This is a genomic window from Shewanella sp. 3_MG-2023, from assembly GCF_030548765.1.
GTDB lineage: Bacteria > Pseudomonadota > Gammaproteobacteria > Enterobacterales > Shewanellaceae > Shewanella.
The window spans coordinates 94,163-117,066 of the sequence record NZ_JAUOSH010000002.1; the positions used below are offsets into that span (position 1 = coordinate 94,163).

At 40.5% G+C, this 22,904-nt stretch carries 16 protein-coding genes; 8 read left to right on the top strand and 8 right to left on the bottom strand.

Annotated features, from left to right (window positions below):
* Positions 1-234: 234 nt before the first annotated feature.
* On the bottom strand, positions 235-1,704 hold the full coding sequence (locus Q4591_RS01705; protein WP_303459014.1) for a phospholipase D family protein: 1,470 nt from the start codon (positions 1,702-1,704) through the stop codon (positions 235-237).
* Between the two features lie 86 nt (positions 1,705-1,790).
* Positions 1,791-3,884, bottom strand: a complete 2,094-nt coding sequence (locus Q4591_RS01710; RefSeq protein WP_303459017.1) for a carboxylesterase family protein — start codon at positions 3,882-3,884, stop codon at positions 1,791-1,793.
* 469 nt (positions 3,885-4,353) lie between these two features.
* Here Q4591_RS01710 and Q4591_RS01715 point away from each other — a divergent pair, with 469 nt between their 5' ends.
* Positions 4,354-5,532 (top strand): patatin-like phospholipase family protein, encoded by a 1,179-nt coding sequence (locus Q4591_RS01715; RefSeq protein WP_102439104.1) that lies wholly within the window; start codon positions 4,354-4,356, stop codon positions 5,530-5,532.
* Between the two features lie 713 nt (positions 5,533-6,245).
* Here Q4591_RS01715 and Q4591_RS01720 read toward each other — a convergent pair.
* On the bottom strand, positions 6,246-6,905 hold the full coding sequence (locus Q4591_RS01720) for a nitroreductase family protein (protein WP_303459020.1): 660 nt from the start codon (positions 6,903-6,905) through the stop codon (positions 6,246-6,248).
* 401 nt (positions 6,906-7,306) lie between these two features.
* Between Q4591_RS01720 and Q4591_RS01725 the strand changes: the two genes are divergently transcribed.
* Positions 7,307-7,963 (top strand): LiaF domain-containing protein, encoded by a 657-nt coding sequence (locus Q4591_RS01725; protein WP_303459023.1) that lies wholly within the window; start codon positions 7,307-7,309, stop codon positions 7,961-7,963.
* A gap of 123 nt (positions 7,964-8,086) precedes the next feature.
* Here the strand turns inward: Q4591_RS01725 and Q4591_RS01730 are convergent, their stop codons facing one another.
* Positions 8,087-8,836: a sterol desaturase family protein gene (locus Q4591_RS01730; RefSeq protein WP_102477053.1), complete on the bottom strand. Its 750-nt coding sequence runs from the start codon at positions 8,834-8,836 to the stop codon at positions 8,087-8,089.
* Between the two features lie 223 nt (positions 8,837-9,059).
* On the opposite strand from Q4591_RS01730, the gene Q4591_RS01735 reads away from it, so the two are divergent.
* Entirely contained in the window at positions 9,060-11,030 is a 1,971-nt protein-coding gene (locus tag Q4591_RS01735) for a winged helix-turn-helix domain-containing protein (protein ID WP_303459026.1), read from the top strand.
* Positions 11,031-11,285: 255 nt separating this feature from the next.
* Positions 11,286-13,877 carry a M1 family metallopeptidase gene (locus tag Q4591_RS01740; protein WP_303459028.1) on the top strand — a complete coding sequence of 864 codons (2,592 nt, stop codon included), beginning with the start codon at positions 11,286-11,288 and terminating at the stop codon, positions 13,875-13,877.
* Between the two features lie 61 nt (positions 13,878-13,938).
* Here the strand turns inward: Q4591_RS01740 and Q4591_RS01745 are convergent, their stop codons facing one another.
* The 3 genes from Q4591_RS01745 to gloA form a co-directional block, all read right to left on the bottom strand.
* Positions 13,939-14,799 carry a DMT family transporter gene (locus Q4591_RS01745; RefSeq protein ID WP_102477050.1) on the bottom strand — a complete coding sequence of 287 codons (861 nt, stop codon included), beginning with the start codon at positions 14,797-14,799 and terminating at the stop codon, positions 13,939-13,941.
* A gap of 260 nt (positions 14,800-15,059) precedes the next feature.
* A complete protein-coding gene (locus Q4591_RS01750) occupies positions 15,060-16,160 on the bottom strand; it encodes an alkene reductase (protein ID WP_102477049.1) in 1,101 nt (366 codons plus the stop codon).
* Positions 16,161-16,247: 87 nt separating this feature from the next.
* Positions 16,248-16,631 carry a lactoylglutathione lyase gene (gene gloA / locus Q4591_RS01755; RefSeq protein WP_102439116.1) on the bottom strand — a complete coding sequence of 128 codons (384 nt, stop codon included), beginning with the start codon at positions 16,629-16,631 and terminating at the stop codon, positions 16,248-16,250.
* Positions 16,632-17,001: 370 nt separating this feature from the next.
* On the opposite strand from gloA, the gene Q4591_RS01760 reads away from it, so the two are divergent.
* The 4 genes from Q4591_RS01760 (at position 17,002) to Q4591_RS01775 (ending at position 22,454) form a co-directional block, all read left to right on the top strand.
* Positions 17,002-18,552, top strand: a complete 1,551-nt coding sequence (locus Q4591_RS01760) for a helicase HerA-like domain-containing protein (RefSeq protein WP_102477047.1) — start codon at positions 17,002-17,004, stop codon at positions 18,550-18,552.
* A gap of 235 nt (positions 18,553-18,787) precedes the next feature.
* Positions 18,788-19,057, top strand: a complete 270-nt coding sequence (locus Q4591_RS01765; protein WP_303410649.1) for a hypothetical protein — start codon at positions 18,788-18,790, stop codon at positions 19,055-19,057.
* A gap of 2 nt (positions 19,058-19,059) precedes the next feature.
* Positions 19,060-21,156, top strand: a complete 2,097-nt coding sequence (locus Q4591_RS01770; RefSeq protein ID WP_102477046.1) for an HD domain-containing phosphohydrolase — start codon at positions 19,060-19,062, stop codon at positions 21,154-21,156.
* 206 nt (positions 21,157-21,362) lie between these two features.
* Positions 21,363-22,454 (top strand): GGDEF domain-containing protein, encoded by a 1,092-nt coding sequence (locus Q4591_RS01775; RefSeq protein WP_102531019.1) that lies wholly within the window; start codon positions 21,363-21,365, stop codon positions 22,452-22,454.
* Between the two features lie 72 nt (positions 22,455-22,526).
* Here the strand turns inward: Q4591_RS01775 and Q4591_RS01780 are convergent, their stop codons facing one another.
* Positions 22,527-22,766 (bottom strand): hypothetical protein, encoded by a 240-nt coding sequence (locus Q4591_RS01780; RefSeq protein ID WP_102477044.1) that lies wholly within the window; start codon positions 22,764-22,766, stop codon positions 22,527-22,529.
* Between the last annotated feature and the right edge of the window lie 138 nt (positions 22,767-22,904).

Consider the following 22,904-nt stretch of genomic DNA (forward strand, 5'->3'; position numbering starts at 1 on the left):
CTCATTATCATGCAAGGGGTTGGACGTATATAAAAACAATGGATTATTGTTTATTTCTAGTAATCCTTTTAGCTAACAAACTCTCAACTAATCCTCTCAGCTAATAACCTGTTAGCAAATAATCTCTTAGTCAGTAACCTATTACCTAACAAACTCTTAGCTAACATGCTCTTATATTGTGGCGTTAAATGACTTACGTAAAGAAAGCGTACTAGCCCCTAAATATGGCTTTAATTAAAGCTCTGACTCGCCATTCATTTTCCTTATCAGCCAATCCGGTAAAGCATGCCAACCACCATAATGAGGCGAAGCGTCATAGCTTTCATCACCTGATTGCCAGTTAATACTGCCGTCTTCTTGTTGAGTTACATGCCAATAAAGCAATTCTTTATTGGCCAGTAAGTAATGCTCTAACGTCAAGGCGAATTCTGGGCTCTTGATTAACACCCCAAACTCAATATTTAAAAAATCTGAACGTGGATCAAAGTTCGATGATCCAATGTAGGAATATAAATCATCAAAGATAAAGGTCTTATTATGGTAATAAGTATCACTATGGTAAAAATGATCACTATTTTTAGCATGATCTTTATATTCATATAAATCCGCCCCCATATCTAATAACAGTGGGCGATGCTTTTCAAAGTATGCCGGCACAAACCCCGAATCATTTGATGCCGATGAATTTGTGATTAAAGTGATCTGTGCATTATTGGCACTAAGCTTTTCAATAATGGTAAATTTATTATCGGTTGGAATTAAGTAAGGCGTTGAAATTACGGCTTTCTTGGCATCATTCACCGGATCAGTCATTAGATTTTCAACTCGACTTCTAAAATATGGCTTACTGTCTTTCATCTTTTCAAGCGAATCAAAGACAGGTTTCACAACAGCTGCGGTATAACCCACTTCTGTTAAGCTCTGCACTTGCTGATTAATCGCATTCACCACTTGTTGGCGGTTTTCAGTTTGTTGCCGATAAGTTTTTTCAAACTCGGTAAATACTCCCACCTGCTTCACTTCTACAAGCATTTCGATTGGGATCAAATAATCAGTGCCCCACAGCCCATCAAAATTCGCTTCAAAAGCCTTAATGACGTCACCTTTAAAAATGACATCTAAATCAAAAAAGTTTGCCTCAGTGCTATAGCCAAAGTAGTCATCGCCAATGTTTCTGCCACCTAAAATCATATTGTGACCATCAACGTTAAAGTACTTTTCGTGCAGGCGATTATCCAGCTGTTGCTGATGAATTTGAAAGTCCATCGCACGGCCAATCCAACCCATTTTTCGAGAGTCGAAAGGGTTAAAAATACGAATATCGATATTTTGATGGTGGGCGAGCTCTGCAAGCCACTTTTCATTAAACACCAACAAGTCATCAAGGGTTACTCTGACTTTTACACCGCGATCGGCAGCTTGCTTAATTTCGGCAAAAAGCATTAATCCCGAGGTATCTTTATTCCATGAGAAGTAAGTCATATCAATAAAGCTTTTGGCTTGACGCACTAGCTCAATACGCCTCGCTAAGGCTTCTGGTGCAGTAGGGATTAAGTACAAATCAGCATGGTATTTTTTCGAGTCCCAATCCGCTTGAAAACCGTCCTCAACCTCAGGGTAAGACGTTGCGCAGCCAGTCACCACTATGGTAACAATAATAAAGCTAAGTACAGTTAGGCACTTAGAAATAGAATGCATGTTCATTGATATACCGTCATTATGGTTAAAAAATTACGGCTAGCAAATGCTAGCCGCCAATCAAAGCGATAAAGATAAAGCTTATTTAGTCATTAATTAAAGTAGCCTAAAATTAAGCCTAAATCCTCAAGACCCGTTAAGCGACCTTCGCGTAACTCTGGGTCAAGACCAGCTTGCTTTCTTTTATCCCAATTCTCTTCAACTTGAATGCTGGTGTCAGCACCAATCACTAACACAGTGTCATCCGCGGTAGTGAACTGATAGTTGTCAAACAAGGCATCGCTAAACCATAAACGCGATAGTTTATCCATTAACGCAACATCAGATGCACTTGGGTTAATCTTATTACCTGTTACAGTGTAAGGCTTATTAAATACGAACGGTAACTCTGCACCCACGCACATTTTACCTATACAACTAATTGATTTAATCAATGCACCAAGATCAATGCTGGTTGCATCATTACTGGTGGTCCACACATTAAAGCTTGGTTGATAATCAAAATTGTATAACGTTACCGCCTGCTCGGCAGTGTCGCTTGTTTGCTTGGCTTTAACACGTGCAGGCCCACTAAATAACATGTCATTGGTTAACAAATTAAATTGCGCCATATTACCCGTAGCACCAGTTAATTCATCTTCTTCATTCGGATAAAAGTCAGTTAATGCAAACACGCTATCAATTAACTCACCATTACCTAAACCAAAGAAAAAGCGGGTAATTGCGTCATAAGCGGTACTCGGTAAAATATCACCTAACTCAAGTTGTGCTTCAATTTCGTCAGCCGTTAAACCCATTAACTGTTGCTGTACTAATTCCAAGTTATCTTGCGATGCTAACCAAGCCTCAATATCTGCCGCGGCGGCATCTGGGTCTTCTGGCGCATTATTTTGCTCGTTGATTAACTCAATGATAGTTGGGATCAGTGAAGTTAAGCTTGGCACATATGACACAATTCTAGAATCATTGGTGTTAAAACCTAAAACCGTCGGAACATTTAGCTCAGTGAGTGCCGGCTGTGCTTCTAAATGATAGCCTTTCACTTCTGGCTCAAATAAACCGCCCTTTGGACGATAGTCCATATAAGGAGCAAAAGGTTTCAAATTAGCAAATGGCGTAATTTCTGCGCTAAACTTTGACAGGAAACACGGGACGCCATAGTCAATTCTATCCAGGTCGATACAGTCAAGCCCTGACCATGCACCAATTTTTGCTAATGGGTTAAGTGCTTTTTCTTGCACTTGCATAATTTGTTCAAGGGTTAAGTCATTAAGCGAAACCGCTGCGGTAGTGCCAAATAATTCATCACCATAAGCTTGTAACTTACCTTGATAAGTTTTTGCTTGGTTATAAGATTTGTAATCAAATCCATAAGGGTTTGATTGCATAATGGCACGTTGGAAGTAGGTACCAGTGATAACTTCCTTAGTTTCAGTTTGTTGCAAAATACCCACCGACATCGCACCCGCACCTTGACCAACAAGGGTGACTTTTTCTGGGTCACCGCCAAAGGCGCTAATATTATTGTGCACCCATTCAAGCGCACGTTTTTGGTCGCCTAAAGCAAAATTACCGCCTTTGTCGTTCTTACTACCATCAAGCCAGTAGCTACCTAAAATACCTAAACGATAATTTAGAGTGACCGCAATAAATGGTTTATCATCTAATGCCCCCTGAGCGACAACATTATCGCCTTGTACTAGCGGGTCTGAGCCTGAACCAAATTCAAAATCACCACCATGAATAAACACATAAACCGGTAATTCAGCGGACTCGACCGTATCTTCTGGGCGCCAAATATTAAGGTTTAAACAATCTTCTGATTGCTCCTGCACCGTTAAATCAAGTTGCGGACAGGCATCACCAAAAACCGTTGCATCGACCACATCTGTTAATTCTGTGACCACACTGTGCTCAAAGCGCGCAGAAGTCGCATAAGTAATGCCTTTAAACGCCTCTAACTCAACTCGCGTTGCCGTACCCTCTACATCATTAATCACCACTGACTCTCTAAGCCCCATTACGGTGCTATCACCAATGATCAGATCAATCTGCTGTGGTGGCAGTGGCTCGACAACGGGTACTTCAGGTTCTGGATCTGTAACACTAGGGCTGTCATCACTGCCACAGGCCACTAATGTTAATGAAATAAGCACTGCAAGGGTAGAACGGTAAAACACGGTCATAATTAACTCCATGTATCTCTGATTGCTAGGGTTTGGCTAGTGAATCATCAAAGTAGCTCAAGCCTAATATTAGGTTAAAGTTTGCATCTTTGCTGTATGAGCCTGAATAATTAAATTTATAGTAATTAATTTAACCCTTACCTTGTAATCGCTTATGAAGGATCGAACCATCATCATTAACATTGAAGTAATAAAATTAACCGCTATAGAGTAGTAAAAGCGTGAGATTTACACGGTTTAAAATCGATAAATCGCCCATCTACCCCCAATTGACGATAGCAATTCACGTTAGCCGTTTTGTGAGGGTTAAATCCTTCAAACGCGATTTAACAGATTACACAATGTCCATTAACCTTCTAATATTAATTATCAGCAGATCATAGAAACCGCTTTCGCTTCTATAATATTGCTAATTTGATTTAAAATATCTTTAGATTTTTAGCCGCTAAACGGCTAAATGGAGACACTAATGAACACCCCGAAGAACCTTATTAAGTTAATATTTTTTGCCTTGTTCATAACGGCCTGTAGCTCAAATCATCAACTTGAACAACGGGTTGATGCTAATAATTACAAAGATGCTCTCGTGGCGGCGGATCAAACCGAAATAGCTGAACCTTATCGATTTTGGGCTGATGAACAACCTGCGTTTTTATATGATGCAACCACCAACACCACACCATTAGCAAGTGCGTCAGAAAAGCTAAATATATTAGTGTTATCGGGTGGTGGTGCTAAGGGTGCTTATGGCACCGGAGTAATAAACGGCCTTTATGATAGTAATCAACTACCGCAATACACCATTGTCACAGGGATCAGTGCAGGCTCTTTGATTGCACCATTTGCATTTATTGGTGGTGATGAAATTCATCGATTAAAGCAAGTCATGCTAGGCCTTAACGATAAGGCTATATTAGGTAAACGCAATTTTTTAAATGCTCTTTTTAAAGATGCCTTTACTGATGGCAGTAGTCTATATGAGCTAGTGGAGCAGTTTTACCCTGCTACAATGATTGATAAAATAGCGACTGAACACCAAAAAGGGCGTCGACTATTTATTGGCACTACGCAGTTTGATTCTGGCGAGCTGATGATCTGGAATATTGGCCAAATTGCTGCCAGTAACTTACCAAATAAATATGACTTAGTTCATCAAATTTTAGCCGCAAGCTCGTCAATTCCAGGGGTGTTTCCACCACAATTCATCAATGTTGAGATAGATGGAAAGCCTCTAGAAGAACTACATGTTGATGGCGGCATGAACTCACAAATGTTTGTCGACCCAGGTAATTTCGATTATGGGTTAGTCAATCAGGCTTTAGGTTATCAGCAACCAACTAATATTCACGTTATCCGTAACGGGGTATTAAAATCACCTTATATTTCCCTACATGATAAAGGCCTTGAACTACTGAATCGCAGTTTGAAAAGTATGACGATTCAACAAGCTAGAGGTGATTTATATCGAATGCTGTATTACAGCGAAGTAAATAACTACGATTTGTCATTCACTTATATTGACGACAAGTTTGATGCAGAACCTGCCACCAAGAAAATGTTTGATCAGCAGTACATGGAAGCCTTATACCAAAACGGCTATGACAAGGCGGTAAACAACAATTTATGGCAAAACCAAGTTCCTTATTAAAGAAGTTATAGTTTACTTTCACGACTCTCCCAAGCCATTACTGGGAGAGTAAAATCAAGCTAATACGTCATTATTAATCCCACCTTTTTACCATTTTATCAGCATTTTTAGTCGCTTTAGTTATGACTCTACACTTTTTGGAATAACTTACCATGTTGAGAACGACTTGAAACACTGAACATAATGGCGGCTTTATCAATAAGCTGCAGCTAAGTAATTCCTCTTCTTAATACTGTCTGTTGTTAGCGATTGCGCAATGCCTTAATGATATTACTATCAACCAAAGCAGCTGCATTCATCCATCAATATTCATGCCTCCCATCAAATACATTCCATTCTTCATAATATCGTTTCAGCGCCAGCGGTTCATGGCATGACACGTATGAATAGCACCTTGCAGAGGCTACTCAATTTCATCAGTATTCCAGTTAAAGTCAGTCCCTATAAAGGTTTAACTCATGCTCAACGTTAATGTGACGGGTTACATTGCAGCATTATCAGTCATTTAGGGCTTATTAAAGCCGAACCTAAAATTTTCCACCTTCCTGTGAAATAGTGACTGTTTAAAATGGAGACTAAGCTGCTGATTTAATCTTTTAAAAATACTCAACACAAAAAAGCCCATCATGAGTACATGATGGGCTTTAATAACAGGGACAGAATAATCAATTAGAAAGGTGTTACAAGCTATAATTTAAACGACCAAATATAGTTTATAAAACAGTGATGACATCTTGTTCAGGTAAACGCGATTTAGGTAAACCAAAGTTATAATCTTCACCCTCTTTGTGATAACCCATTGCTAGCGCAAACTCACAAACGTAACCATCTAACTCTTCTTTAAAAATTTCACCAATTAAGCTTGGATCAACACCTTCCATCGATGTAGAAGCAATCCCTAAACGAGCTAGCGTATGCAAGGTATTACCAATAGCAATATAGGTTTGCGCTTTAGTCCAATGGCCATTAAAACCACTGTCATCAGTATTTTGCTCTGCAAAACCAAAAGCACCATTTAGCATGTTGTCATACATGTCTGCCGGTAAATGACCTGACGACACTTCAACATCAACAACTTTTCTGTAGTCATCTTTAGTGAACTTAGGGTTATGGGCAAATAAAATCACATGGGAGGCTTCAGTAGCATGAGGCTGATTAAACTGGTGCATATTGGTAAACGTTTCATGAAAACGTTGTTTTGCCACATCAGTTTCTAATACGATAAATTTCCACGGCTGTGAGTTAATAGAAGAAGCAGTTAAACGAATCGCTTGTTTCACTACGTCCATATCCGCTGCTGAAATACGCTTACTTGAATCATACTTTTTCACAGTATAACGTTTATTCAAATCTGCAATAATTGGGTGTGACATAATGATTTTCCTCATAGGTGATGCCGATGCGGTGCATTTTAGGCTTTTCCATTGAGAAAAAAAGAGTGCTAGACACCAATCTTTATGGAGTTTTTAAACCATAAAAAATCCGTAATAGCGGGTGCAGATGGCTCTATAGCGTAACTATACGTAGAAAAAATGACAAACCCATGGCTGTTCACTGGTTATTTTGACTAATTCAGCTGGCTACTTTCACTATATCATTTGCATTTATAAAGGTTAAAAACGATAACGCAATGCTGCAAGAATGATAAAGCACTGTTTTTATATAGCATCTTTAAACTGGCCTGCATATTGCTTTAATTTAACTTAAATACAACATCTACCCTAGTGACTAAAATCTGAGTCACTATGTACTATAAAGTCCAAGGAGTGACATTATGGCCGTGATTTTAGAAGATCGCCCTATTGAGCAAGTCAGAGAACAAGTTATCGATCAGTTAATTGTCAATTATAGCCACGGCATTATCTCTGCTGAAGCCTTTGAAAGACGCCTTGATGAGGCAATGAACTCAAGTGTTCATCAAGAGATCGTCGCACTGGTCGCAGACCTAACCTTAACCGCTGATACTGACTATAGTCAGCAAAAAGACCACCAGTTTGCGCCAAACTATGGCAGCAAAACTGCCACTGAAGATATGCGCTTAACCAGCATATTAGGTAACAGTGAACGTAACGGCCAATGGGTGGTGCCAAAGGTTATTAAGGTTAATAATATTATAGGTGAAACCACACTGGATTTTAGTGATGCCATTTTTCAGCATCAACATGTCACCATTGAGATTAATTGCTTTTTGGGCAGTAGCAGTATCTATGTTCCTGAAGGCATTAATGTGGTGTGTAAAACTTACGGGCTCGTCAGTAGCATTGAAAACAAAGCGCCTTCTATCGCAACCCGCCAAGCTCCTGTCATCACCATTGAGGGTAAGGTTATTTGGGGCTCGCTGGAGGTGTCTATCAAGCGCACCATTAAAGAGAAATTTATCGAGTTTGCTAATAATTTAAAATCGGCATTTGATACTAAAAACTACTTTTGATACTTGAAGCAACTTTGATACTAATAGCGATTTTTGATGCAAATAACGAACAAAGCCGAACATAAAGTAGGCTAAACCGATAGCCTTTACTGTCTGTTCAGCCGTTAAATATGCCTGATAGCATCAGGGCTTAGAAATATCACGACATAATAGCAAGTCCTTCACTCTGGAAGAGGCGCCTTGATAAAAGCCGATTTCGTTAACAAAGCCTGGCGGGTTTTTAAAGGTGCCAAACAAAATATCAAAAATAGGCAGGTCAGAATAATTATACCTATGTAGGCCTTTTTGATGATGCACAGAATGGCTTTCAGGTCGCTGAATAATATATCCAAGCCACTGAGGAGTGCTAATATTGGTGTGTTGAAATACGGCGAGAAACATGGTGATGTATAAAAACCAACTAATTGCCTGCGGTGATAAACCCACAAACACATTAAGGCTAATACTGCCAACTAATGTAAAGCCAATCATATCTAGTGGGCTAAAATAAAAAGCCCCAAATGAGTCTAACCTTTCGGCGCTATGATGCATCTGATGGAAGGTTCGCCACAGCAGTGGCGTTCGGTGCATACTCCGATGCCATACATAAATACCAAGTTCGAAAACCAGCACGGCAATAATGGTACTCGCCAATGGGTTTAACTGCTGCAGATTGACCAATTGATAAGGCAATAAATACTTATCCCATATCAAGGGTAAATAAGTCGAAAGGTAAAAATAGCAAATAAACACCAACAGTGATTTAGCATACCAGCCTTTAACCTTTGCTTGATGCTGGGCAGGCTTAATTGCTTCAAGCAGCATCAGGCCCAAATATATTCCCAGCAACGCTAAAGAAACTGGGTCCAGCAGAATTTCTAGTGGCGTAGGCATAATCGCACTCCTTAATGTATTTTCAATTTTTAAGAAGTGTCATTATTGGCAATAACACAGTAACAAACATGATGGTTAGCTAACGATTTAGTATTAATTAGCTCAAGCGTGCCATTCGCTTAGCGTAAGTTGATCAAAAAAAGGCAAATAGTCAGCTAGAATGGATCCTAGCTATTTCTGCTCTGAATACCGTTGTTCATGTCTATAAAATAAGGGATTATCTATGCTGTTTCGATTTAACAATATCGAGATTGATACTGATCGGTATGAGATCCGTAAAGATAGCCATGTTTTATCGGTAGAGCCTAAGGTCTATGACTTAATTATTTACCTTATTGAAAATAGGCAGCGTATTATTTCTCGGGACGAGCTGTTGAGCCAAATATGGGCTGGGCGAGAAGTCACTGACACCACCCTCAGTAATCATATTAAAACCGCCCGCAAAACCTTAGCGGATGATGGTGAACAGCAAAAAGTCATTAAAACCATCAGATCCAGAGGCTACCATTTCATCGCTGATGTAGAAGAATCTGTAAAAGAGTCGCTAAATATACCGGTTCAAGCATCTTTTGAAACATCTATTAGCGCAAATTCAGATAAGCACTTAGCCGCTTCACCGGCTCAAATAGTGCCTGTTAACCCCCCAAAGCAGAGTCAAACAACAGTAAGCAGCAAACAAACACCTGCACTAAAATCAACAGTCACAATCGTTAGCCTGATTTTATTCATCATACTGATTATTGTCAGCGGCATTTATTATCAAAGCGCTCCCTCAACAGCAGTAATAAAGCAGCCCTATTTACTCATTACGCCTATGTCAGTTTCAAGTAATGACGTTAGCCAATGGCAGCCTTTTGCCGACCAAATAACCCGAGAACTAATTCAAGATTTACGCAAAGTATCAGGAATAAAGGTGGTGCCGCCGCCATCAGCATTTACCTTTAAATCAAACAAAACGCGTGCTCATATCAAAGAGCAATTACCAGAAGTGACCTTTGTACTCGATGGGGTAGTAAAAACAGCGAACAATGGTGATGTACGCTTTACTGTGGAATTAGAAAATATTGATAACGGTGCAGTCGTTTGGGAAGGCAGCTTTGACATTAACGTGGATAAAACTAATTTATTCAGTGCTCAAAATGACATTGCTTCCTCAGTATCCACATCGTTACAGGTGATTATACTTGAAGATGAAAAAGCGAAATTAGCTCAAGTTCCCACCAGCAACTTAGTCGCATATGAGCGATATGTTCAAGGCCAATACCAACAAGCTCAGATGAGCCATGATTCAGTGTTGCTAGCGATTGACTTGTACTCCCAAGCCATCGCCTTAGATGAAAATTTTGAAGCTGCCTACATTGCTAAATCCAATGCTTATCGAATATTAATGATTTCATTTGAAAAACCCAAAGATGTACTGCCCAAAGTCATTGCTTCAGCCACTGAGCTGCTGGCTATCAATCCTAACTCAGCAAGCGTTCAAGCGTCATTAGGTATGGCTTATATTCATGCCATGTTATGGGAAGATGCTTGGATAATGCTTAACAGAGCAAAGAAGATAGACCCTAATCTTGCTCTGACAGAACTCGGGTTTGCCCTGTACTACACTGCACTCGGTGAAGCTGAAAAAGTACAGCAATCAGTGGCGCGAGCAGACCATTTAGACCCATTAAATCAAGAGATAGCCGAATGGGGCTTATGGGCGTTAATGATGGTCGGTGAAGTTGACGCTGCAATCGCTTGGGGTAAACGCAAAATACAACAACATCCTCAAATGCCCTACCCATTACTGAGCTTATCTGTAGCCCACTACATTAATGGCAATATAGAACAAAGTATTAAACTGGCAAGGCAAGGGGTTGCCTTGAGTCATCAAGACCCATTCCCCTTAATTCTATTGGCCCAAGCTTATGCCGCTGGCGGATATAAAGATAAGGTGTTGCCATTAATAAAACAGGCGACACAACAACAGCTGTACATGTGCCCCTATGAAACGGCGGTGATATTCGCGTTAATGGGCCAAACTGAAAAGGTATTTCCGCTGCTAGAACAAGCCGTAGAATACCAATCAAATTGCCTGATTTTCGCCAAACATGACCCAAGGTTTGCAGCTATACGTCACACGCCTCGATATGTAGCAATGTTAGCCAAGCTGGGATTAGATGATGCTTCAATCAAGCGCTACTCTAAGTAATCACACTAAATACTCTAAGCAAGTCATCAATTGTTACAACAACCCTAACTTAAATGATGCTCGTAAGTTACCGCTTAGCTGTTAACTTGTTATAATCAGCGTCAGCTTTAAATGACCTTATAGAATCATCAATGCAATGGTTCCAATACAAGCGTTATGAATACAATCGTTATCAATAAAAACGCTAATAGTCACTCAATCCTAATCAATGCCATTAAACATCATGGAATGATAATTAAAACAACAGGAAATAACATGTATCGAATCGTCACTGCGGGACTGGTTACGCTCTCATTTGTGGGAAGTACCGACGCCTTAGCCAATGAATACGTGCTAAGTAAAGTCGCCAAGCCACTATCACAAAGTATTAAGCTCAACTTAGATCCAGTAAAAGATCAGTTTTCAGGCAGCACTGAAATTCAAATTGAAGTACTCCAAGCCACTAAGCAATTACAGCTTAACGGTTTAGAATATACTGCTAGCAATATCCAGTTAGATGCCAAATCAGCTAACAACAAAGACTGCCAACTAGATGTAATCATGCAAGATACTGGGGTGGTTTTGTTTAACTGCCCACATACTATCGAACCTGGTGCATATTCTTTCTCAATGGATTTCACAGCCCCTTATAACCGTCAATCTGTCGGCCTGTATAAAACCATTGATGGCGGCCTGCCCTACTTATTTACCCAGTTTGAAATGAGTGATGCGCGCCGCAGTTTTCCAAGCTTTGATGAACCAGAATATAAAATCCCTTTTCAAGTCACCATCACAGCCCCAAGTACTGAAAAGGTTTACAGCAATACCCCAGAGCTTTCAGTTGCAACCAAAGATGGCCTGACAACTCACGTATTTGCTCAAACCAAGCCAATATCCTCTTACCTTGTTGCTTATGCTGTGGGTCAATTTGAAGAAATTGAAGTCACAGGCATGAAAGTCCCAGGGCGCGTAATAACCACTAAGGGGAAAATCGAGCTAGCCAAATATGCAGCCGAGCAAATGCCGTTAGTGCTTAGTGCATTAGAAGATTATTTTGGGGTCGATTACCCTTATCAAAAGCTTGATAGCGTTGCCGTACCTGAGTTTCCTTTTGGGGCGATGGAAAACGCAGGCTTAGTCACTTATCGTGAAGATATTTTGTTAGTTGATGAGCAAACCGCCAGCCAAAATAGCAAAAAAACTGCCGTTTCAATTATTGCCCACGAGCTAGCACACCAATGGTACGGTAACCTAGTGACCATGCAATGGTGGAATGACCTATGGTTAAACGAAGCTTTTGCCAGCTGGATGGCGGCTAAAATCACCGAACAAATTCATCCTGAGTTTGAATCTAACTTAGCATTATCCAAAAACTACGTGATGTCATTAGATGCACGGGTATCGACCAAGCCTATCCGCAAGCCCATTAAAACCGAAGCCGACATTATGGACGGTTTAGGCCTTGCCTATAGTAAAGGCGAAGCAGTGCTAGATATGGTAGAAAACTATATCGGCGAGGCTGAATTTAATAAGGGTATTCGTCAATACATTAAAGATCATGCCTTTCAAAATACTGAAGCTGATGATCTTTGGAATGCCTTATCAAAAGCCTCTGGTAAAGATGTTGGCAGTATCTTAAGCACCTTTATTGAACAATCATCTTACCCTTTAATCGATGTGTCATTAGCAGGTGATAAGCTAACCCTTAAACAAAGCCGCTTTGTAAATGCTGGCACTGTAGCTGCAAAGCAGTCTTGGACTGTGCCAGTATCGGTTAAATACGGTAAAGGTGACAAAGTTGCAACCGAAACCATTTTACTCACCAGTCAATCGCAAACCATCAAATTAGCATTCAGTCCTGATTGGATTTATCCAGATTCAGACGCCATGGGTTACTACCGCTGGTTGTTAGATGAAACACAAATGAGCAACTTATTAGCCAATGCTAAAACCCAGCTTACAGCTCGTGAGCGTAAAGCCTTGATCTCAGCAGCTGATGCCTTATTAGATGCCGGCTTTATCTCAGGTGGTGAGTTACTGAATATTTTAGGCGCATTTATTGATGACCAACATCCGCAAATCGTCTCTGCCGCATTAGGTTACTTACAATCTCAAAAACGCACCTTTATTGATGACACCAACCAAGAGCTATGGGCTAAGTTCATTGCCTCAAGAGCACAAAGCGCAATCGAGAAGTACGGTGTTACTGCAAAAGTTGATGAAAAATCATCTATTAGTAAGTTACGTCCAACATTGATTAACTTATTAGCTTTTGAAGCCAAAGATAAAACCACCATTGCAACCGCTAAAAAACAAGCTGACTTGTACCTTAATGGTAATAACGATGTTGACCAGTACCTTATCGGCACTTACCTCAATATTGCAGTGTATTTTGGTGACAGTAAGGTATTAGCGAAAGTAAAAGCTGAATTTGAGGTAACGAAAGACCCGCAAAAACGCACTCGTTTAATGTATGCCTTAGGCTATGCGCCTACTGAAAAACTACAAAACAGCGTGCTAGCTTATAGTTTGACCGATAAAGTCAATGCGCCAGATTTACGCTATATCTTTGCAGGGCAAGCTTATACCGATGAGCGTAAACAACGCTTTAGAGATTGGATCTATGCTAACTTCAGCGCCATAAAAGCGAAACTACCTCCCTTTGCGGTGGCGATGATCCCATCGTTTACCGGTAGCGGTTGTGATTTAGCGGCACTGGATACAACCAACACATTCTTTAAGCCAAAAGTCGCGCAAACACCTGAGTTTGGCCGTACCTTAGCCAAGCTCGATGAAAGTGTTAAAAACTGCGTCAGCTTAAAGCAGCGTGAACTTGCCAGCGTTGAGAAATACTTAAACCAGCTCTAATCGGTCTGTAGAGCCTTAACTAAAAAGCCAGTCTCACGACTGGCTTTTTGTTGTTAGTGCATCAGTTAGCGTTTTTAGGTGGCTTAGACAGCTTAATATAAACACTTAGGGATATAAAAATCAGCGCACCGCCAATAACTTTTTGCAGCGAAATTTGCTCATCTAACAGACTAAAGCTTAAGATCATGGTCCAAATAGGCTCTAAAATCATAATCAATGCCGCGGTTTCCATCTTAACTTGATACTGGCCTAGAGTCTGAAATACATAACGCACTGACGTAGCGATAACAGTAGAAACCACAAACCAAAATATCAAACTATCATTGACCTCAAAGCTTAATTGCTGGGTAAAGGCAACATACACAGCAGCAACTAAGCCAACCATAAATAGCTGTAAACATATCGAATCAAGTGGCTTAATACTGAGACTAATTTTTTTGTTCAACACAAAATGAACAGACAGCAATGAAGAGGCAAGTAAGAAATACCATTGACTGGTCTCCACTTGCCAGCCATTACTTAAACTCAGTAACATCATCCCTACCACACTGATGGGTAAAGCTAACCAAAATGCGCGGTGAGGCTTAACTTTAAACAAAACCCAGGCGGTCATAGGCGCAATGATCATCGCTAAACTCATGATAAATGCCCCTTCAGACAGGCTATTACTGATCGATACCGCAAACACCCAAATCTGTAACGACATCCCCAAGAAAATGCCTACTCCGCAGGCTAATAGCAACTGCTTGGCTCTTAATCGCCAAATACTTTTATAGCAAAAAGGTAATAAAATCAGACTAGCTAACATAAAGCGGCTAGCAATAAACACTTCGCCGGGCATTTCATCAACCACAAGCTTTGACGAAATCCAGCCAACAGCAGCCAACAAGGTGGCAATAAATAAATATAACGCTCCGCGCATTGATAATTCTCTAGAGTAATATTGAAACAGACACAGCTCATCAGCGCCTAAAACAAGCAGGCCGCAGTGAAAATAAGATTAACTAAAGTGCTGTATCAATATGCATGGATCGTCATGCATTGATAAAAAGAAAGGTATTAGCGGTTAGCTTAACCACCCCCTCATATAGTAAAATAGCCACTTTACAGTGAAGTAAAGTGGCTATTATATTTTAACCTGTTTAGCGACTGCTTAACTAGCAAGCGTGCGCTTTATAGGCATTAGTTGCTAGCATACTCACAATAATCAGTTAAGCCTTTCTCATCACCACCAAATAAGGTGGCTGGATCATGCGCAGCCAATGGGTAACCATGCTTAATACGGTTAGGTAAATCTGGGTTTGCCACAAATGGGCGGCCAAAACCAACCATATCCACTAAGCCATCTTGTATCGCTTGCTCTGCGGTATCGGCGTTATACTTACCGGCATAAATGAGTACCCCTTGATATGCTTCACGTACCGCTTTTTTAAAGCCTGCTGGGGTTTCAGGAGCATCATCCCAATCCACTTCTGCAATATGTAAATACACAATCTTATGGGTATTTAATAACGCTGCTGCAGCAGTGTAAGTTTCAACAGGGTTAGCATCAACGGTGCCATTTAATGAAGTAAATGGAGCTAAACGCACCCCAACTCTGTCAGCGCCAATCGCCTCAATCATAGCGCCAACCACTTCACTTAAAAAACGTAAACGGTTTTCTACTGAGCCGCCGTATTCATCGGTGCGGTTATTCGCCTCTGAATCAATAAACTGGTTAATTAAATAACCGTTAGCAGCATGTAATTCAATGCCATCAAAACCCGCTTCAATCGCATTAAGCGCCGCTTGACGATATTCTTCAATCACAGCTTTAATATCTGCTTTGGTCATTGCCCGTGGCTCAACCACATCAACAAAACCAGGCTCTTGGGTGCCGTTGTCGATAAAGACTTTTACATTTTCAGCTTTAAGGGCAGAAGATGAAATAGGTTGCTCGCCACCAATATTATCAGGGTGAGTAACGCGGCCAACGTGCCAAAGCTGAGCAAAAATAACCCCGCCTTGTTGATGAACTAAATCAGTGGTTTTTTTCCAACCCGCAATTTGTTCAGGGCTGTAAATACCCGGTGTCCAAGCATAACCTTGACCCATTGCAGAAATCTGCGTGCCTTCAGCCACAATTAAACCCGCTTGTGCGCGCTGAGCATAATATTTTGCCATCATGTCATTAGCCAAGTTTCCTGGCTGTGAAGCACGTGAACGGGTCATTGGTGGCATTACAATGCGGTTGGTTAGTGTATGACGGCCTAGTTGCAGCGTTTGAAATAATGCTTGTTTCATGTTGTCATTCCTCGAAAAATGGGTCATTGAGCAGCCGATGTAATAGGGCTTTGAGATAACGAGCTCAGTTCAGTTAGCTCGGTTCAGTTAGCTCAGTTGAATCAGCTCAATTTGATAGTTATCAGGGTCAGTGATGAATGCGATGTGCGTCGCGCCGCCTTTTACAGGGCCGGGCTCACGAGTGACTTTTCCGCCTAAATCTTTAATCTTGTCGCAAGCAGCGTAAATATCATCCACACCTAAGGCTAAATGACCAAAGGCATTACCCATATCATACTGGTCTGTATCCCAGTTGTAAGTCAGCTCAATGCTAGTGCCATCTGGCTGATCGGCATAACCAACAAACACTAAGGTATAACGATATTCAGTGTTTTCAGCTCTATCGAGCACACTCATACCCAGCACATCAGTATAAAATTCAATCGATTTTTCAAGATCTGCAACTCTGATCATAGTGTGTAAAAATTTCATAATTTGCCCTTAGCTTCACAGAGATGAAAGCGCTGTTAGTAGTGATAACAAAATAACAATCTAAAACGCTTGCGTTGATTTAATAGGGCTAGTTTACGGCAATGGAGAGGATTAAAATAATTATTAAAAATTCTTAAAACGATAATTTTTTATTATTCGTATGAGCTATAGATTTTATAGCGCTACAAAAATGAATCACTCGCTAGCGACATGCTACTTAGCGGCCACAGCGTTTGTGCGCCAGCCAATCAATTCGACATTCTTATTTTACATTCTTGTTCTACACTGTTATTGCCATAAACGTATTACATAAGCGTTAACCATCACCCCTTTGTGCTTTTACCTAAAGCAATATCTGCAAGGAGCGACAATGAAACAAAGTTCAACAAACACGATATTGATAGGTAAAGGCGATAATCCCGTTGAGCTACAACTGCGTTATGGTAATCGTCATGGCTTAATTGCAGGAGCGACAGGTACGGGTAAAACGGTCTCGCTGATGATGTTAGCTGAAAACTTTTCCCGTCAAGGTGTGCCGGTTTTTGTTACTGATATTAAAGGGGATATTTCAGGTCTAGCCGCTGCAGGCAAGGTGTCAGATAAACTATTAGCCCGCGCTGATAAAATTGGTATTAGCAATTTCAGCCCCCAAGCTAATCCATGCGTTTTTTGGGACTTACTCGGCCAGCAAGGTCACCCTATTCGCACCACCGTCAGTGAAATGGGGCCAACATTATTAGCCAGAATGCTGGGGCTAAATGACATCCAAAGCAGCATTTTAGACATCGTTTTTGCCTTAGCCGATAGCCGAGGCTTATTACTGCTGGATTTAGACGACCTTAAAGCGCTTCTGACCTTGGTCTCAAAAGAGCGTAAAACCATCAGTGCTGAATACGGTTTAGTCAGTGCGCAATCATTAGCGGCGATTCAGCGCTCGCTGATGAGTTTAAAGCGTGACGGTGGTGAGGTTTTCTTTGGCGAGCCCGCCCTTGAGCTAAGTGACATCATGGGCGTTGATGAGCAAAACCATGGCTTAATCAATATTCTGGCGGCAGATAAATTAGTATTAACCCCAAATTTATATGCCAGTTTTATACTATGGTTGTTATCAGAGCTATACGAAAACCTGCCTGAGGTCGGCGATGCCGATAAACCTAAGTTGGCCTTTTTTATCGATGAAGCCCATTTACTGTTTGAGGATAGCCCAGATCATCTACTTAAGCGTATCGAGCAAATTATGCGCCTAATCCGCTCTAAAGGGGTTGGGGTGTATTTTTGCTCACAATTTCCTGACGATATACCCGATGCGATATTGGGGCAATTGGGTAATCGTATTCAACATGCTTTGCGGGCTTATACACCAAGGGACCAAAAATCGGTTCGCGCCGCCGCTGAAACCTTTGTGGTAAATCCTAAACTGGATATCACCGCAGTGATTTCGAGCTTAGCCGTGGGTGAGGCCTTAGTATCAACCTTACAAGATAATGGTGTGCCCAGTATGGTTGAGCAAACGCTGATATCCCCGCCCCGCTGTCGTATGGGGCCATTAACACTGACTGAGCGTAATGCTTGTCGCGCCCAAAGCCCTATCGGCAATCATTATGATATCGCCATTAATCGCGAGTCGGCTTATGAACGCCTCAATCAACTCGAGCAACTTGAAAAAGCCCCTGATGCCAAGCCTCCTATAGAAAAAGCTGACACTAAAAAGTCTACCCCAAAAAAACCAAGCTCAACACCCCAAAAAGATAGCGAGGATGAACAAAGCAATTGGTTTAGCGAATTGCTATTTGGCACCAAGCGCCGTCAAGGTCTAGTACAGAGCTTTTCAAAACAAGCTGCACGCGCGGTGGGCAGTAAGTTTGGCAAACAAATTTTGCGGGGAATACTTGGCAGCATTAGCGGCAAAAGCGGTAAATAATTGTTCGCGGTTATATTGCTCTAGCCAGTCATTTTAACTCATCCTTGACCTGTAAATAGGAATTTTTAGCCATAACTGCCTAGAAAGATCACCTTGTGACAAGCTATATTTTTTGAATTAAATCAATAATATCTAACTTTGAAAAATTTCAGCAATCCCTTTGGTTAACTTAGTTGTAACTTCACTAATAAATGCGCTATTGTTTAGTTAATGGAGTTTTTAGAGGTGATTAAGGATGAGCCAATTTTTCACTTTACTCAATCTTAGTTTACTAGACGTCACGTTAGAATATGTCACGTTAGCTGATGCCTCTGTAATAGATAGCATTACTCAGGCCAATGCCTTTCAAACCACTTATGTTGTTATTCTTCGCTATTTTACAAGACCTTCTGACGTTATACGCGCAGCTAGCATCAAACACCTCAAGCACTTAGTGGCATATTACGCCCCTGTGCTTCCATCAGCCCTTATTAGTCACAATAACTTAATAAGGGGCGACTTATAGATATGATTAACCTGCATTTAAGAAAGTCATTATTATTTGGACTGATTGTATTTTCATTCTGTATATCAATTCTGTATCTAGATAATCGCTCAGAAGATTTTGTCATCGATAAGCAAAAACAGCTTATCAGCGAAAACTTATTTAAATTAAAAAAAGAGCATATTACTGATCTTGTTTCATCGGTGCATATCGCAGCTGAAGCAACCCTTAAGCGCGAATACCAAAAACAACAAACTAATCTACAAACGCATTCGCAACAATTCAAATTAGTCCTTAATAACACCCCTGAACATCAACGCTGCCAAGTGCTACAAACTTTAGCCGCTGACGATGATGAGTTTCAATACCAATTAACACAATCAGGACAAGCTCTTTGTCAGTCATCCCATAAGCCAAGTTTACACTCCTCTAAGCCAGACAATACCTTGGCTGAAATAAGTATTAACACAGCGATTGCTGATGATATGCAAATGACACTGTCATTATTACCACCTCAAGTTATCAATGAAGCGAAAAAAAGGATCGCTGCCTTTATTAGGCTAATTAAACTGCAGAACCCAGAAACCTACGTTTGGGTAAATGAAGTGATTAATTACGCCGGTGGTGATGACTTTGCCATTAGAAAAGTTCACCCTAGCCAGCCTGAAACCGAAGGGCAGCTATTATCAACCCTCAGTCAAGACATCAAAGGTAACTACCCCTTCCAGATGGAGCTTGATGGCATTAATGCTCAAGGTGAAGTTTACTTCGAGTATTATTTCAAACGTAATACCAATGATGAAATCGTTAAAAAACTGGCCTATGCCAAATTATATAAGCCTTTTGATTGGATTATCGCCACAGGGGTATATGTGGATGATTTAGAATTTGCAGTAGATCAAGAGATCAACAAGCTGATGGTTGAGCTCAATTTTTACAATAATCTGGTCGCCATTATCGCCATCTTTTTATCCGTGTTACTGGTTATATGTTTATACGTGATAGAAAGAAATGCCCTTAATAGCAAAGAGCGAGAGCTGGCACTAAAACACAAGCAACAAGATGTAAAAAACTACCGTCAAGTACTATCATCTATGCTTGATTTAGTGGAGCGGCGCGATAGCTACACCGCTGGTCATACGCGGCGGGTTGCACAATACTCAGTGATGATAGCTAAAGAGATGGGCTTTAGTAATGCTGAAGTGGAAATCCTCTATGAATCAGCAATCATGCATGACATAGGTAAGATATCTACACCCGATAGTATTCTACTAAAACCAGGTAAACTCACCTCGCAAGAATACAAAATTATTCAGCAGCATTTAGACAGCGGCTACAAGCTACTGGTATCGATTAAAGCCTTTAAAAAACATGCTGAAATCATCAGGTGCCATCATGAACACTATGATGGGACGGGTTACCCTCGGGGACTTAAAGGCAAACAGATCTGCCCACTTTCTCATATTCTCATTTTAGTTGACGCCTTTGATGCAATGACCTCAAAACGTATCTATAAAATGAGTAAATCGAAACAAGAAGCTATCGCAGAAATAAAGGCGCTGGCAGGTAAACAATTTTGCCCTGAAACGGTAAAAGCAGCTGTGCCAGTGCTAGAGAGTGCTAATCTAATTCCTGTTGATCATAATTATTTAAAGGATGAGTTTGAAGAAGCAAGGCTTGCCTATTATTACAAAGATTCGCTTACCGGTTTATATAACTATCGATATCTAGAGCACGTTATCACGTTAAACGAAGAGCTATTTAGCAAACATTATCATTGCTGTTACGTCATCAGTTTGTTCAATTTTGGTCAATACAATAAAACCCACGGCTGGCTCGAAGGTGATAAAAAACTTACCTTTATAGCCAACAAGTTAACTGCATTTTTGCCAGAGTCGTTAATTTTTAGAGTGTTTGGCAATGACTTTCTTATCTTAACCCTAGAGCATATAGAGCTAGATGCAAAGTCGCTAATCGCGCAACTAGAACTTGATAACCTTAATATTGAACTTGCGTTAGAGCATATCAATATTGACCAGCAGCAAATCCACAATGTAACTCAATTTACTGAGATTATTAACAAGATAGTTAATAAGAAGACTTGCCCCAATATGCCCTAAAGTTCTGTATCAGGCTTGTAAAGCAACAGCATGAATAGAGGGTATTCATGCAATACTGTCTAACTAATAGTCACGAGATTAATCATAAAATAATCGATCAAGTAGCCAAAATGCGAAATAAAAATTAACTAAAAAATTAACTAATACTATAATGTTAACTGAGGGTTTGAGTCGTATCTCGTAGTATTAATCTAAGGAAGTCAATAATGAAATGGTTACCTGCTAAGTGGGTGTTAGATAAAGAGGCAGAACTATCATTTCAACAATCTTTAAATCAACGCTCACGCACAAATGCAGTAATGATGAGTTACATCTTAATTACGGTGTTGCTATTTTTTACCCTATCTTCATTTGCAGCCACTAATTATACTTTCGCCGACATCTTAACCCGTATTGTCAGCCTCCTAATTGCAATGGTAATGATTTTCAGTATTAAAAAATCAGCCACCTGTTACCTTGATTCGATACTGTTATTTTTTGCGGTGCTGTTTACCCTCATCAATGGTTTATTCTTTTATAGCTATGCTATTAACCATCAAGAGCTCCATGAAGGCGGCCCTATGCTGTCAGCCATTTTTATTACAGCCATTCCCATACTTCACTTAGGTCAAAAGTTCATTATTTGGCTGTTACTGGGTGTTGCTCTGCTTATAATCCAATTCAACACCGAGGTGGATATCATTTGGAGTATAAACTTCTATGTGATAACAGTTGCTATCATGACCGCGATGCAATATCAAACGGATGTACTGCTGAGAAAACAATATAAATACGAGTTAATTCAAACACAAAAAGCGCAAACTGATAAGTTAACAGGGATTCATAATCGCTATAATTTCGATAAGCAATTCTCGACTCTGTTACACAATTTAAAACAGGGGCAGTACCTTTCATTGGCGATGATCGATATTGACCACTTTAAAAAATATAATGACCGCTACGGGCATTTAATGGGCGATAAAGCCTTGGTCAGCTTTGCCCAGTTACTTTCAAACCAAGGTGCCGATATGGTGGTGCGCTTTGGTGGCGAAGAATTTATTTTGGTTTCTGTCAGTTCAAATCAAAATAAGCACTGGCTTGAAGATCTCCCCATGCAGCTTAAACGGCTCGAGATTGAGCATAGTGATTCAGCAACCGGGTTTCTGTCAGCATCCGCTGGGGTGGTAAGTGTTAGTGCCAATCAGCGTCACCTAGTTAATAAAACCAAGCTTTTAACCTTAGCCGATCGCTGTTTGTACCAAGCGAAAAAAGCCGGTAGAAACCAAGTGTGTCGCCAAAAGGTATCTTGTGAAGAATAAGACTTAAGTTAAGCTTGAGGCAAAAGTTGCAGTTGAGGCTGAGAATGAACTTGCGCTCACCGCCAGATAGCATCATTCGGATGAGTCTTTTTTATTTGCTTCTCTAGCAACCAAAATAAAGGTTAAATACATTTTAGTTGGCAGTGACAGCACCATGCCAAAAGCGACACACATCGAACTGATGATAATTCCCTTAACGCCCATTGCGGCTACGGTATCATTAAAGTTGTGTAAATAAATCCCAAGTAAAATTAAGCAAATACCAATGGTAATACTGGTTCTAAGCAGTAGTATTAATTGTCTATTGCTCACTTAATTCTCCTCATTCTAAATCACGTCTTCGAATAATTTCAATCCGCCAGACATCACCTCTGCGATATTCTTGTAAAAGAATAAAGATAAGGTATGAAAACCACAATCGCCAATCTAGCCGCCAACAACATAAACAAC